Genomic DNA, 14,292 nt, shown 5'->3' on the forward strand with positions numbered 1-14,292 from the left:
ATATGTTACAACCTCAGACTTATACATTTGGCTTGTTGCCCGAAGCGCAACGCCGCACTGGAACTTACAGATTTTCAATTGAATTGTTTGAAAAGGAAACCGAAACCTTGAAGCTTTTCATCAAAACCAGCGGACCGGAAGTGCCTTTGGAAATGTTGAAGTCCGTCGACGAAAACCTATACAATCTGATTCATGATGCCTTGACCGCTGTTGCCGGTGATGAAGAGTCTGATTTGCAGTGGCCTGAGGACATCGTCATGGATTATTATCCTGAGTATTTCGATTGAGGTTTTGACAAAATAAGCAAAGGAACTTTTAAGAACACGTCGGCATTTCCTTCGGCACAATTGCCATGATGTTCATCTTCTGCGACAGTCTTGTTAATGCCGTACTTTAAACGCAGAAAAACGTATTCCTTTTACGGCTTTCAACACGCAAGTTCGTCCGTTTTGGTCAGCAACCTTGGCATAATAAACCCCGGAAGAAAAGGATTTCATGTCAATTGTCAGGTTTGGAACATTATTGCATTGGGAACTCATAACAATTTGTCCTATAATACCATAAACACTTACAAGATCAAGATTTCTTCCAGAAACAATCAAGTTGTCACGCGTTGGATTCGGATATAAACGCACCTCGATTTCATCCTTTATCGCTTCAGACGGCAAATCCGTTTTCTCAGCCACTGGATAAGCCATTTCCGGACAGCTCTCAAAGTGATAGCCATAAACACCTTCAAGCAACGACTCCGCCATCGTTCTAGCTACACCTTTGCCATTTTCGGCGACCTGTTTTTCAAAGACCGTGTCACGAAAGATGATTTTTATGACTTGCATCTGCCACTGCTGACGTTTAAAAAATAATTCGTATTTTTACGAACAGTAAGAAAAAAAGTATTATTTTTGCCGCGAAATTTAAACAAATGAATTCCGATTATACTGACAAACAACAGAAATTGGCGCGTTATGCAAAAGCCTTGGGCAACCCTACCCGTGTTGCAATAATAGAGTTTTTGCTTCATCAGGAAACATGTTTCTTCGGTGACATTCACGAACAATTGCCCATCGCAAAAGCTACGGCATCACAGCATTTGTCAGAATTGAAGGATGCCGGATTAATTCAAGGTGAAATCATTCCCCCTAAAGTAAAATATTGCATCAATATGGAGAATTGGCTGGAAGCCAAAGCCTTATTCGGTGAGTTTTTTAGCCATTGCGTGTGCAAAAGCAGCAAATGCTGCGACTAATTTTTTTGAAAATAATGTTCGTAGTTTTACGAAATACAAACAATAATATTAATTCAAATAAAAATCAACTATGGAAATTAAAATCTTAGGAACGGGCTGCTCTAACTGCAAGACCTTGTTCGCCAATGTGCAGCAGGCTGCTGCCGAACTCAAGCTCAATGCCACCATTACAAAGGAAGAAAACATGATAAAAATCATGGCTTACAATGTGATGCAACTTCCCGCTTTGGTCATCGATGAAATAGTCGTGGCGAAAGGAAAACTTTCCTTTGACGAAGTGAAAAAACTTCTTCAGAATTATTCTATTTAATGTTTAATCAATAAAACACAAAAAACAATGAAAATCAAATTGTTATCAAGCTTATGCTTATTTATTTTATTGACCGGCTGCGTCAATACAACTAACCAGAAAGAGAAAAACAATTCATCAAACGATACGCTTCATGTCTATTGCTTCTATGGAAAACAACGTTGCCCAACCTGTATTGCCATCGAAAAATTCACGCTGGAACTCATTGAACAACAGTATGCTACTGACATCAAAACAGGAAGAATCAAATTTCAATCTGTCAGCATTGATGAGAACGAGGCTTTAGCCGACAAATACGAAGTCGCTTGGTCATCGCTCATTCTCGACAAGAATGGCACCATCAACAATTTGACCGATATGGGGTTCAAATATGCTCGCAACAATCCCAATGAATTCAAGGCACGATTGGAAGCCGAAATTGACAAATTATTACAATAATGGAAACCCTGCAACAACTTTTGGACAGCAGCACAACACCGATCATTACGGCATTTTTTTTGGGACTGCTGACGGCAATCAGTCCCTGTCCTTTAGCAACCAACATCGCTGCTGTTGGTTTCATCAGCAAAAACATCAGCAGCAAATGGGGTGTATTGCGTAAAGGATTGCTCTACACTTTAGGAAGGATATTGGGCTACAGCATTTTAGGTTTTGTGCTCATCCTCATTTTGAAACAAGGTGCCGGCATCTTCAAGGTGCAGAAATTCTTTGCGCGGTATGGTGAATTGTTTATTGGTCCTATCTTACTGATTATCGGTATATTCATGTTATTTGGAAAAAGTTTGAACCTACCAAAATTCGGTTTTCAATCCGATGGCGAAGAACTTGCGAAAAAAGACGGTTGGGGAGCCTTGCTGTTAGGCATTTTGTTCGCCCTGGCGTTCTGTCCTACAAGTTGCGTGCTTTATTTCGGCGGCCTCATTCCACTATCTGTTGCATCATCAGGCGGTTATTTTCTTCCTGTTGTCTTCGCTTTTGCAACCGCCCTACCCGTTCTTGCCGTTGCTTTTATCATCGCTTTCAGCGTTGAAAGCATCGGAAAATTCTATGGGAAAATGCAAACACTGCAAAAATGGATGAACTGGATTGTCGGCGGGCTTTTCATCATCGTTGGTATTTATTATTGCATTATCAATTTTTTGTAAAATTTAAAATCAATTCATTATGATTCAAAAATTCGCTGATTGGCTTGTATTTAACCTCATCGGCCTTAATGCAAGCACACACTTTGCCTTCGCCTTGAATTTCTTTGTTTTCGAAACCATCAAGGTGCTGATACTTTTGTTTATCATCAGCGCAATCATGGGCATCATCAACGCATATTTTCCAATCGACCGATTGAAAAACTATTTGCAGACACATAAACTCTATGGTTTGCAGTATTTGTTGGCCTCAATTTTTGGAGCCTTAACGCCATTTTGCTCATGTTCTTCCATTCCTTTGTTCGTCAGTTTCGTAAAAGGCGGCGTTCCACTTGGCGTAACATTCTCATTTCTAATTACTTCTCCATTAGTCAATGAAGTAGCTGTTGCCATGTTTTTAGGTGCTTTTGGACTGAAAACCACCATTATTTATGTAGTGAGCGGCATCATTTTAGGCACCCTTGGCGGCATAATCTTGGGGCAATTCAAATTGGAACGCCACCTTAGTCCTTGGGTGTTACAGATTCAAAAAGACAGCATCGAGCAAACTGGAAAATGGGAAGCCGAGCACATCAGTTTCTGGGGAAGGCTGCCCGGAATTATCAGGGGAAGCTGGGGTATCGTAAAAGGTGTTCTGATTTATGTCCTCATTGGCATTGGCATTGGATCGGCCATTCACGGTTTTGTTCCCGAAGGATTCTTCACCAAATATCTCAGTGCGGAACAATGGTGGACGGTTCCGGCAGCCGTCCTAATCGGCATTCCTATGTATAGCAATGCCGCTGGTATCGTTCCTGTCATCGAAGTTTTTGTGCGTAAAGGCGTTGCCATTGGAACAGCCATTGCTTTTATGATGGGCATCGTGGGTCTATCCTTACCAGAAATGACTATGCTGAAAAAAGTGATGAACTGGAAACTCATCGGAATATTCTTTGGCACCATTGCCGTCATGTTTATCTTAAGCGGCTGGTTATTTAATGCTGTGCTGTGAAGTAATCATTTCAAGCATTTTTTCATACCAAATGTCACTCCTGCTGTATCTCTCACAACGGCAGGAGTTGTTTTTCATATCGAATGATACCCAAGATTGGATTCAGAGTTCTTTATTTCAGCAAATAAAACAAGATGTTACAGATTTTCCCATAAAAAGCTTTTTCCAAAGAATTAAAGTATTGTAAAATTTCCTACTTTTGCACCCGATTACAATAGGGGTGCCTTTCTTGCTACAGCAAGATGAAAGACAGGCTGAGATCAAACCCTCTGAACCTGATACGGATAATGCCGAGACAGGGAAACGAGTTTCTCAAAATTTCCTCTATTGATTTATTGTTCAACAACTTAAATCAATGAGTCATGTCTAAACGACAGTTTTTATTCCTCTTCATTCTGATGCTTTCAGCCAGCATGACGAAAGCACAAAACGAGTTGCCGGAAGGTGACACTTTGCCTTACCTCAAGCAACTTTTGGACGAAGTCACGGTCAGCGCAAGCCGCGTGGGCGAAAAAACGCCTCTCACCCACTCCGACATCGATGCAACGGAAATCCGCAAGAACAACAAAGGCGCCGACCTGCCTTATCTGCTACAGAACACACCTTCGCTCGTCGTCACTTCCGATGCCGGAACAGGAATCGGCTACACGGGACTTCACATCCGCGGCAACGACTTGACCCGTATCAACGTGACACTCAACGGTGTACCCGTCAATGGTGCAGAAGACTACCAGGTCTATTTCGTGGATTTGCCCGATTTGGCTTCTTCGGTCGACAACATTCAGGTGCAACGTGGCGTCGGCACTTCGACCAATGGAGCCGTCGCTTTTGGCGCTTCCATCAACATCAAGACCGATGAAATCAGCGCCACGCCTTACGCCACGCTCAGCAGCGCGGGTGGCAGTTTCAAATCGTTGAAAAACACGCTCAATTTCGGTACTGGCCGCAGCGAAAACGGCTTCAACCTCTCCGGCCGCTTGAGCCAAATCCGTTCCGATGGTTACATCGACCGCAGTTGGGCTAAACTGAAATCGTATTACCTTTCAAGTTCTTGGTCCAATCAAAACAACATGCTGAAATTCATTATGATGAGCGGAACTGAAAACACATATCAGGCTTGGAACGGCATCCCGAAAAGCATGATTGACAGCAATCCGACTTACAATCCCGCCGGCGAAATGTACGACAAAGACGGTAATTTCCTTGGATTTTACGACAACGAAACCGACAACTACACGCAAAGTTACTACCAGTTGCATTACGCCCATAATTTCACCGAAAAACTCACACTTGCCTCCGCGCTTTTCCTGACCACGGGCAAAGGCTATTACGAAAACTACATGAACGGCATGGATGTTTCGGGCTATAAACTCAATTCCATTTGGGTTGATGACGAACTTATTGATAATTGTAACTTCGTACAACAGAAATGGTTAGACAATTATTTTTATGGAGCAAACCTTAGTCTCAACCATCAGACCAAGCGTTTCAACACCACTTTTGGCGGCGGCTGGAACCATTTTGAAGGGGCGCATTTCGGAAGACTCGTTTGGGCGCAGATTCCCATTCCGACCGATTATGAATGGTACCACAACCAAGGCCACAAAACCGATTTGAACTTTTTCGCCAAAACCAACGCCGAAATCAACGCACATTTCAGTCTGTTTGCCGATTTGCAATACCGTCATGTCATCTACAAAATCAATGGCGAACATGAAGATTTGCGCGACATCACGCAAAGCCACAATTACAATTTCGTCAATCCGAAAGGTGGCGTTTTTTACAGCCTCGACGAGAAAAACGATTTCTATTTCTCCATAGCCTGCTCACACCGTGAGCCAAGCCGCAACGTGTTTGAAGACACCGACGAAAACCGACTTGACAAGGTGAAAGCCGAGCAACTCATTGATTATGAACTCGGTTACAACCGCAAAGGACAGAAATTCAGTTTCAGCACCAACCTTTATTATATGGATTACAAAGACCAATTGGTGCTGACTGGCGAAATCAACAGCGTGGGCGAAGCCGTGATGACGAATGTCGACAAAAGCTACAGATTGGGTCTTGAAGCATCAGCCAACTACCAGATTTGCAAACAGTTCGCCATCAACGGAAACTTGGCTTTGAGCCGAAACAAGATCCTTGGTTTCACCGATTATCTTGAAGACTGGGAAAACGGCGGCTATCACACCACTTTCCTCGGCACGACGGATATTTCCTTCTCTCCCAACCTCATTGGCGGCTTCAATCTTATCTACAAGCCTATCAACGACTTGAGTTTCAACCTGCAAGGACAATATGTCAGCCGTCAACACATCGACAACACTTCCAATTTGGAGCGCAGTCTCGACCCCTATTTCATCAGCAATCTGCACATCAATTACGAATGGCAGCAGAAAGTGTTCAAAACGCTGAATTTCAGTCTTTCCGTGAACAACATTTTCAACCATCGCTATTGCAGCAACGCCTGGGTTTACCGTGCCTATATGGGCCAGGAATACGGCGAATATCTCATTGACGGTTACTTTCCGCAAGCCGGCATCAATTTCATGTTTGGGGTGACGATTGGGATATAAGTAACAATAAAATAATAAGTTGTGACAATTCTAACACATATCAATATCGTTTTTCAAACATAAATCCCCACGAATTAAACATGAATTTCCATAAATTAAACTGATATATCGACGATTATAAATTTAGAAAGTTTTCGTTTCATTTACAATGATTTGCGTTCAGTGAAACGAAAAAACAGTTATTTCCGTTATAGGTTGTTTTTTAATTATCACTAAGGAACTATGACAATAAAAAAGAGCCTCTAAAAAAAATCTTTTTCGACTTGTTTTTCATCTAAATCTTTTCTTATATTTGCAGCCGAAATATTTATAAGGCACTTACTAAATACATAGCAGACTTATGTCAAAAGAAATAAAAGGCCAAATCACGCAGGTAATTGGACCTGTGGTTGACGTTTACTTTAAGGGAGGAGAAAAAGACCTTCCGAAGATTCACGACGCATTGGTAGTCGTCTTCCCAAATGGGAAAAACCTTATTTTGGAATGCCAGCAGCACATTGGCGAAGATTCCATTCGTGCCATCGCTATGGATTCTACCGATGGTCTGGTACGTGGCATGGATGTCGCACCACTCAACAAACCTATCTCTATCCCGATTGGTGGACAAATCAAAGGCCGCTTGCTGAATGTCATCGGCGACTCAATTGACGGCATAGGAGAACTTGACCGTTCGTCCGAATTCCCTATCCACCGCGAACCGCCTAAATTCGAAGACCTTACCACTTCAAAAGAAGTGCTTTTCACAGGCATCAAAGTCATCGACTTGTTGGAGCCTTATATGAAAGGTGGTAAAATCGGACTGTTCGGTGGTGCAGGTGTCGGCAAGACTGTCCTTATCATGGAACTCATCAACAACATTGCAAAAGGTTATCATGGCTTTTCGGTGTTTACCGGTGTTGGTGAACGCACCCGTGAAGGTAACGACCTGTTGCGCGAAATGATCGGCTCTGGTATTATTAAATATGGAGAAGAATTCACCAAGGCCATGGAGCAAGGCGATTGGGATCTTTCGAAAATCGACAGAAAAGCCCTTGCCACCTCACAAGCCACACTGGTGTTCGGGCAGATGAACGAACCCCCTGGGGCACGTGTGTCAGTTGCTCTTTCGGGCCTTACCGTTGCCGAATCGTTCCGCGACGACCCGAACAGCGACCAGAAAGACATCCTGCTTTTCATCGACAACATCTTCCGTTTCACGCAAGCAGGTTCCGAAGTGTCGGCTTTGTTAGGCCGTATGCCATCTGCCGTAGGTTACCAGCCTACACTGGCAACCGATATGGGTCAGATGCAGGAACGCATCACTTCCACCAAGAACGGTTCCATCACCTCAGTTCAGGCCATTTATGTGCCAGCTGACGACTTGACCGACCCAGCCCCAGCCACGACCTTCTCGCACTTGGATGCCACCACCGTTTTGAGCCGTAAGATTGCCGAATTAGGCATCTATCCTGCTGTTGACCCATTGGATTCAACCTCTCGCATCCTTGACCCGAATGTTGTCGGCGAACTGCACTATAACACAGCTCAGCGCGTCATCAACCTGCTGGAACGCAACAGAGAACTGCAAGACATCATCGCCATTCTTGGTATGGAAGAACTTTCCGAAGAAGACAAACTCGTTGTCCACCGCGCCCGCCGCGTGCAGCGTTTCCTGTCGCAGCCATTCACCGTGGCAGAACAATTCACCGGCATGAAAGGCGTCATGGTGCCAATCGAAGAAACTATCCGAGGTTTCAACATGATTATGGATGGCGAAGTCGATCAGTATCCTGAAGCAGCCTTCAACCTCGTCGGCACCATCGACGAAGCCATTGCCAAGGGTGAAGAAATGCTCAAACAAGCCCAATAATCCCGTGCCATGAAAGTCGAAATCATTTCTCCCACGTCGAAACTGTTCTCAGGTGAGGTCAAGTCGGTGACAGTGCCCAGCAAAATGGGGCCTTTCACCTTGCTTGATCATCATGCACCCATTGTCGCCATCCTCGAAGCAGGCAAAGTGACACTTACCGACAGTCAGGGAGAGAATCAGGAATTCGTCATCAAGGGCGGTTTCGCCGAACAACATGACAACACATTGATAGTCTGTGCAGAATTATGAAGAAAGACGTTTTGACAACCAAATATCTGGCAATTTTCCTGCTTCTCTGCCTCGTGATTGACGGCATTCTGCTGTGCTGGCTTTCGCCCACAGTGGAGATTTGGAACCGTTGGATGGCCATGATACCGATTATCTACATGATTCTCGGTGCCTATTACACCAACTTCATGAAGAAAAACGTCGACGGCAACTCCAATAAATTGAATTGGCTTTATATTTACAAAGGTATAAAAATCGTCGTAAGCCTCATTATCTTGATACTTTACATGATTTTTGTCAAGCAAAACGTCAAACTGTTTCTTATCATCACTGCGTCATGCTATCTCATTGCATTGGCAACAGAAACCATGATCTTCACTGACTACGCGAAACAATTAAAAAAGAGTAATAAAGCATGAAAAATGTCTTTAAAAATATCAGGCACATTTTGGCGGCGATGCTGCTGTTGTTCACGGTGCCGATCATAGCCCAAGACACGCTGTGTGAAGGACTTACGATAGCCGATCCGATACCAACAGAAACAGCTGCTGAAGAAGAGGTTTCTGCTCATGAAGGAGAAAAATTTGATTCTAAATCGTTCATTTTCGGACACACCGGCGACTCCTATTGCTTCCACATCACTGAAATCAAAGGCGAGCCTGTCTGTGTTTGGCTGCCCGTCATTGTGAAGAGCGAAGAACAAGGCTGGTGCGTGTTTTCATCGAAACACGTCTGTGAGCTGAAAGACGGCGAGACCTACAACAATTTCTTCATCGAGCCAATGACTTCCGATTTCAAGCCTGGCAAACTGGTCGAAATCAACAGTGCCGGCGAAGTGGTGCGTCCGTTTGACATTTCGTTCACCAAGAACGCCTTCGGCATCTTCATCGTATGTATCTTCCTGCTGGCATTTTTCCTGCCTGCGGCTGCAAAGTACAAGAAAGACCCTATGGCCAACCCGACACGCTATCAAGGCATGGTGGAATGGCTCACCTATATGGTTTTGGACGGCATTGTAAAACCTTCCATTCCTGGCGACAAATACAAGAAGTTTGCACCATACTTATTAACGGCGTTTTTCTTCATTTTCTTCAGCAACCTTTTTGGCCTGATACCGTTCTTTCCATTCAGTGCCAATGTTACAGGTAATCTGTCCATTACAGTGGTTCTTGCTTTGTTATCATATTTGTGCATCAATCTATTTGGCAATAAGCACTATTGGAAAGACATCCTATGGCCTGATGTGCCGATGTTCCTGAAAGCCTTCCCTTTGATGCCAATCATCGAACTGATTTCCACCATCACCAAGCCTTTCGCCTTGATGGTACGTTTGTTTGCCAATATCCTTGCCGGACATATTGTCATCATGGTATTGATGGGACTGATTTTCATTCTTGGTGGCATGTATGGTGCGGGAGTTGGAATAGGAACATCTGTCGTATCAATCTTAATGTCGGTCTTTATGCTGGCATTGGAACTGCTGGTCGCCTACATCCAGGCATACGTATTCACAATGCTTTCATCAATCTTCATCGGCTTGGCCCAGGAAGAGCCTGAGGAAGCGTAAAAAACTTGCAATGTTTAATCAACAAATAATAAGATCAAAATGAGATTCCCGCCTTCGCGGGAATGACGGCCGCAAAAAAGGCCGTCATAGAGTCAAAAAAGTCTAATGGTCTAATAGTCTAACAGTCAACTTGTCAACAATTAAACAAACAATAATCCATTAATTAACTAAATCTTAAAAATCATGTTAGCAATCATTCTTCAAGCAGCTCAAGCAGTAGCAGACATGGCGTCATGGTCAAAAGTCGGCGCAGCTATCGGTGCAGCAATCGCAATCATTGGTGCAGCAATGGGTATCGGCAAAATCGGTCAATCCGCAATGGAAGCCATAGCCCGTCAGCCAGAAGCAGCTGGTGACATTCGCTCCAGTATGATTATTGCAAGTGCTCTTATCGAAGGCGTAACTCTGTTTGCCATCGTCGTTTGCGTTTTGGCTGTTCTTTAATTGTAAACCAGTCTGGGGTTTGCACGTCAAGCCCCAGACCTTTAAAATGTTGAAAAAATGGATTTATTTCTTCCCGAAAGTGGTCTGATAATATGGATGCTCATCGCGTTCCTTATCGTTTTCGTCATCCTTGCCAAGGTGGGCTGGCCAATGATTATGAACGCCGTCGACAAGCGCAACCAGCATATCATCGACTCACTCAAAGCAGCGCAGGAAGCCAACGATGCCTTGGCTGGCGTTGAGGAAAAGAGAAAAGAAGTCATGGCAGAGACACAGGCCGAACAAATCCGTATCATGAAGGAAAGCCAAGAGCTTAAGAATCAGATTATGGAAGAAGCTAAGGCCCAGGCACGTGCCGAAGCCGAAAAGATTGTGGCCGACGCACGTCTCCGCATCGAAAAGGAACAGGCCGAAGCCATGTCGAAAGTGAAAAACGAAGTGGTGGCCCTTTCGGTCAGCATTGCAGAGAAACTGCTGCAACGCGAACTGGGAGACAAGAAGTCGCAAAGCGATTACATCGACCAACTGCTCAAGAACAACAAACAACACATTGAGGCATAACCATGAACGACGGTAAAATATCGGTTAGATACGCAAGGGCACTTTACAACCTCGCATGTGAAAACAAGTGTGAGCAGATTGTATATGAATCATTGCGCCGGTTTTCCAATGCTGTTTCAAAAACTATTGGTTCATTCGATTCTGTCCTGAAAAACCCTGTCATCGGAAACGAAAAGAAAATCGAGCTGATAGAAACTGCCATTGGTGAGCCGATTCCAGATTGCCTGAAAAGCTTCGTCAAATTCATTGTCGAACAAGGCCGCGAAAGCAAAATATATCTCATTGCCTTGAAATATCAAGAACAATACCGCGCCGACAAGAACATCCTCCTGACTCATATCACAACAGCTTCAGAACTCTCGCCTGAGACTTTGGAGAAAATCAAGGCAAGCATTGCAAACCTGTTTAAAGCCAACGTCGAAGCTGTGGTCAGCATAGATCCGAAACTCATCGGCGGATACACCCTCGACATCGAAAACAACCTATTGGATGCCAGTATCGCAGGGCAATTGAATAAAGTGAAAGAGGAACTGAAACGCGAGCAATAAACAATTAAACGATAAACAAATAAACAACATATATGTCAGACATCAAACCTAGTGAAATATCAAGCATACTGCAAATGCAACTCCAAAATCTGAACAATGAAGTTCATTTTGAGGAAATTGGCAAGGTGCTTCAAGTGAGCGACGGCGTGGCCCGTGTCTATGGTCTTGAAAAGGTCCAGTCAAACGAACTGGTTCAATTTGAAAACGGGACGATGGGTGTTGTGCTCAATCTGGAAGAAGACAACGTCGGTGTCGTGCTTTTTGGCCCTACCGAAGGCATCAAGGAAGGCGAAACCGTAAAGCGCACACAGCGCATTGCATCAGTCATGGCTGGCGATGGCATGTTGGGCCGTGTAGTCGACGGATTAGGTAATCCTATTGACGGAAAAGGCCCTATCAAAGGCAAGACCTACGAAATGCCTCTCGAGCGTAAAGCTCCCGGCGTCATTTTTCGTCAGCCTGTGAATGAGCCATTGCAAACGGGATTGAAGGCCGTCGACGCCATGATTCCTATCGGTCGTGGACAGCGAGAACTTATCATCGGCGACCGCCAGACGGGTAAGACTGCTATAGCCATCGACACCATCATCAACCAAAAGGAAAATTTCAAGAATGGCGATCCTATTTACTGTATCTATGTAGCCATAGGTCAAAAGGGTTCAACTATTGCCAGTCTGGTTAACACGCTTGAATCACACGGTGCCATGGACTATACCATTGTGGTTTCTGCCACCGCATCCGACCCCGCTGCCATGCAGTTCTATGCCCCGTATGCAGGTGCTGCCATTGCTGAATATTTCCGCGATACCGGTCGACATGCGCTGATTATCTACGACGATTTGTCGAAACAAGCTGTAGCATACCGCGAAGTTTCCTTGATTTTGCGTCGTCCTCCAGGGCGTGAAGCATATCCTGGTGATATTTTCTATCTGCATTCACGTTTGCTTGAACGTGCAGCCAAAGTCATTAAGAATGATGATGTTGCCCGCAAGATGAACGACCTGCCAGATAGTTTGAAAGATATCGTGAAAGGTGGCGGTTCAATGACAGCATTGCCAATCATCGAAACACAGGCTGGCGACGTTTCAGCTTACATTCCAACCAATGTGATTTCAATTACCGATGGTCAGATATTCCTTGAAACGGGCCTCTTCAATGCAGGTATACGTCCAGCTATTAACGTCGGTATTTCAGTATCGCGTGTCGGCGGTAATGCCCAAATCAAGTCAATGAAAAAAGTGGCAGGCACCCTGAAGCTTGACCAGGCACAATTCCGTGAAATGGAAGCCTTCTCGAAATTCGGCGCCGAACTCGATGCAGCCACCATCGCCATCCTTGACAAAGGTACAAAGAATGTGGAATTGCTGAAACAGAATCAATATTCGCCAATGCCTGTTGAAAAGCAGATTGCCATCATGTTCTGCGGAACCAACGGACTGCTCAATAAAGTACCGGTCAACCGTGTACGCGAATTTGAAAAGCAGTATTTAGACATTATTGAGGCAAAGCACCGCGACATTCTCGACCAACTGAAATCAGGCAAAATCGACGATGACATCAAGGCTGTCCTGAAGGAAGAGGCTTTGACGCTCAGCGAACAATTCAAATAACAGGCTGCGAGACAACGAGACTGCGAGACAACGAGGATTCGTGGTCTCGCAATCTCGAAGGCCCGCAATCTCGAAATCAAACAATTAAGCAATGGCATCACTGAAAGAAATACGCGCACGAATCGCATCGGTAGCTTCGACACAAAAAATCACCAGTGCCATGAAAATGGTGTCGGCAGCAAAACTGAAAAAAGCCGAGGCTACGACCTTGAAGTTCGTCCCTTATAAAACCAAGCTTTCCGAAGCGCTGACGAATTATCTCAGTTCGATGGAGGAATCAGTCAACATTCCGCTTGCCGAGCACAGAGAGGTCAGGAAAGTGGCACTGATGGCATTTTCGTCGAACAGCGGCTTGTGCGGTGTCTACAACTCCAACATCAACAAGCTTTTCAAGGTCATCTACGATGAATATGCCGCACAAATCGGTGCTGAGAACATCCTGATTTACACCGTCGGCAAGAAAATCAACGACTACATGAAGCGCGTCGGACTTCCCGTCGAAAAGCATTATCATGAACTCAGTGAAAAACCGAGCTACGATTCGGCTTGCGAAATCAGCGACATGTTCGTCGACATGTTCCTCAAGGGCGAAGTCGACAAGGTGGAATTGATTTTCAACCACTACAAGAACACCGGCGTTCAGATTCCGCAACGCGAAGCCGTGTTGCCGCTTTCCACCGACATTGAAACGGCCAACGACAGCAAAGCCTCATTGGATTACATCGTTGAACCTTCTAAGGAAGAATTTGTCAACGAACTGGTGCCTAAGGTTTTACGCACCAACTTCTACTCCACCATGCTCGATGCCTTCACGGCCGAACACGGTGCCCGCACCACTGCCATGCACATTGCATCCGACAATGCCGAGACCTTGTCACAAGAGCTGAAGATACTCTACAACAAGGCACGTCAGGAAGTCATCACCAACGAACTGATTGATATTGTCGGCGGCGCTGAGGCGTTGAATGGATAATACGTTAATTAAAATGATTGAGACGCGATGAATCGCGTCTCTACATATAAAAACCGTCATTCTGGCTTGAATGGCGGTTTTTTCAATAGGTGAGCAAAATTAGTTTACCCTTAATTCCGCACACCTGTAATAGATTAAAAGGAATAAAATCCTGAGCAACAAAAAGTTGCCCAGGACATTGCCATGTCAGGATTTTCACCTATCTTAGTGGTAGAAAACAAAACAAGCAAAAGACTGACAGACATGG

Annotated in this window: 17 protein-coding genes and 1 riboswitch; of the genes, 16 read left to right on the top strand and 1 reads right to left on the bottom strand. The window is 44.6% G+C overall.

Features of this window, described 5'->3' with window-relative positions:
• Positions 1 to 2: 2 nt before the first annotated feature.
• Complete coding sequence (locus AC06MN_RS00410; RefSeq protein ID WP_475670378.1) at positions 3 to 287, top strand: hypothetical protein; 285 nt, start codon at positions 3 to 5, stop codon at positions 285 to 287.
• Positions 288 to 380: 93 nt separating this feature from the next.
• Here AC06MN_RS00410 and AC06MN_RS00415 read toward each other — a convergent pair whose 3' ends face one another.
• Positions 381 to 836 carry a T9SS type A sorting domain-containing protein gene (locus AC06MN_RS00415; protein WP_475670379.1) on the bottom strand — a complete coding sequence of 152 codons (456 nt, stop codon included), beginning with the start codon at positions 834 to 836 and terminating at the stop codon, positions 381 to 383.
• A gap of 86 nt (positions 837 to 922) precedes the next feature.
• On the opposite strand from AC06MN_RS00415, the gene AC06MN_RS00420 reads away from it, so the two are divergent.
• The 15 genes from AC06MN_RS00420 to atpG all read left to right on the top strand — a co-directional run bounded on the left by AC06MN_RS00420 (position 923) and on the right by atpG (position 14,045).
• A complete protein-coding gene (locus AC06MN_RS00420) occupies positions 923 to 1,246 on the top strand; it encodes an ArsR/SmtB family transcription factor (protein WP_475670380.1) in 324 nt (107 codons plus the stop codon).
• A gap of 70 nt (positions 1,247 to 1,316) precedes the next feature.
• Positions 1,317 to 1,556 carry a thioredoxin family protein gene (locus AC06MN_RS00425; protein ID WP_475670381.1) on the top strand — a complete coding sequence of 80 codons (240 nt, stop codon included), beginning with the start codon at positions 1,317 to 1,319 and terminating at the stop codon, positions 1,554 to 1,556.
• A gap of 27 nt (positions 1,557 to 1,583) precedes the next feature.
• A complete protein-coding gene (locus AC06MN_RS00430) occupies positions 1,584 to 1,994 on the top strand; it encodes a nitrophenyl compound nitroreductase subunit ArsF family protein (RefSeq protein WP_475670382.1) in 411 nt (136 codons plus the stop codon).
• The gene (locus AC06MN_RS00435; protein WP_475670383.1) at positions 1,994 to 2,701 is read left to right on the top strand and encodes an aromatic aminobenezylarsenical efflux permease ArsG family transporter; all 708 of its coding nucleotides are present in this window, start codon (positions 1,994 to 1,996) and stop codon (positions 2,699 to 2,701) included. The genes AC06MN_RS00430 and AC06MN_RS00435 overlap by 1 nt, the downstream gene beginning before the upstream one ends.
• A 19-nt stretch (positions 2,702 to 2,720) precedes the next feature.
• Positions 2,721 to 3,689: a permease gene (locus AC06MN_RS00440; protein ID WP_475670384.1), complete on the top strand. Its 969-nt coding sequence runs from the start codon at positions 2,721 to 2,723 to the stop codon at positions 3,687 to 3,689.
• A 206-nt stretch (positions 3,690 to 3,895) separates the two neighbouring features.
• A riboswitch (TPP riboswitch) is annotated at positions 3,896 to 4,008 on the top strand.
• Between the two features lie 43 nt (positions 4,009 to 4,051).
• Complete coding sequence (locus AC06MN_RS00445) at positions 4,052 to 6,265, top strand: TonB-dependent receptor (RefSeq protein WP_475670385.1); 2,214 nt, start codon at positions 4,052 to 4,054, stop codon at positions 6,263 to 6,265.
• A 340-nt stretch (positions 6,266 to 6,605) separates the two neighbouring features.
• Complete coding sequence (gene atpD / locus AC06MN_RS00450) at positions 6,606 to 8,114, top strand: F0F1 ATP synthase subunit beta (RefSeq protein WP_475670386.1); 1,509 nt, start codon at positions 6,606 to 6,608, stop codon at positions 8,112 to 8,114.
• Positions 8,115 to 8,123: 9 nt separating this feature from the next.
• Complete coding sequence (locus AC06MN_RS00455; RefSeq protein ID WP_475670387.1) at positions 8,124 to 8,363, top strand: F0F1 ATP synthase subunit delta/epsilon; 240 nt, start codon at positions 8,124 to 8,126, stop codon at positions 8,361 to 8,363.
• Positions 8,360 to 8,761, top strand: a complete 402-nt coding sequence (locus tag AC06MN_RS00460) for a hypothetical protein (RefSeq protein ID WP_475670388.1) — start codon at positions 8,360 to 8,362, stop codon at positions 8,759 to 8,761. Before AC06MN_RS00455 ends, AC06MN_RS00460 begins: the two co-directional genes overlap by 4 nt.
• The gene (gene atpB, locus AC06MN_RS00465) at positions 8,758 to 9,909 is read left to right on the top strand and encodes a F0F1 ATP synthase subunit A (RefSeq protein ID WP_475670389.1); all 1,152 of its coding nucleotides are present in this window, start codon (positions 8,758 to 8,760) and stop codon (positions 9,907 to 9,909) included. The genes AC06MN_RS00460 and atpB overlap by 4 nt, the downstream gene beginning before the upstream one ends.
• 183 nt (positions 9,910 to 10,092) lie before the next feature.
• A complete protein-coding gene (gene atpE, locus AC06MN_RS00470) occupies positions 10,093 to 10,353 on the top strand; it encodes an ATP synthase F0 subunit C (protein ID WP_475670390.1) in 261 nt (86 codons plus the stop codon).
• Positions 10,354 to 10,410: 57 nt separating this feature from the next.
• Entirely contained in the window at positions 10,411 to 10,914 is a 504-nt protein-coding gene (gene atpF / locus AC06MN_RS00475; RefSeq protein ID WP_475670391.1) for a F0F1 ATP synthase subunit B, read from the top strand.
• 2 nt (positions 10,915 to 10,916) lie between these two features.
• Complete coding sequence (gene atpH, locus AC06MN_RS00480) at positions 10,917 to 11,462, top strand: ATP synthase F1 subunit delta (protein ID WP_475670392.1); 546 nt, start codon at positions 10,917 to 10,919, stop codon at positions 11,460 to 11,462.
• 32 nt (positions 11,463 to 11,494) lie between these two features.
• Positions 11,495 to 13,072: a F0F1 ATP synthase subunit alpha gene (gene atpA / locus AC06MN_RS00485; RefSeq protein WP_475670393.1), complete on the top strand. Its 1,578-nt coding sequence runs from the start codon at positions 11,495 to 11,497 to the stop codon at positions 13,070 to 13,072.
• A gap of 91 nt (positions 13,073 to 13,163) precedes the next feature.
• Positions 13,164 to 14,045, top strand: a complete 882-nt coding sequence (gene atpG / locus AC06MN_RS00490; protein WP_475670394.1) for an ATP synthase F1 subunit gamma — start codon at positions 13,164 to 13,166, stop codon at positions 14,043 to 14,045.
• Positions 14,046 to 14,292: the final 247 nt, after the last annotated feature.

The sequence above is a fragment of the Candidatus Limimorpha sp. genome (genome assembly GCF_056203535.1).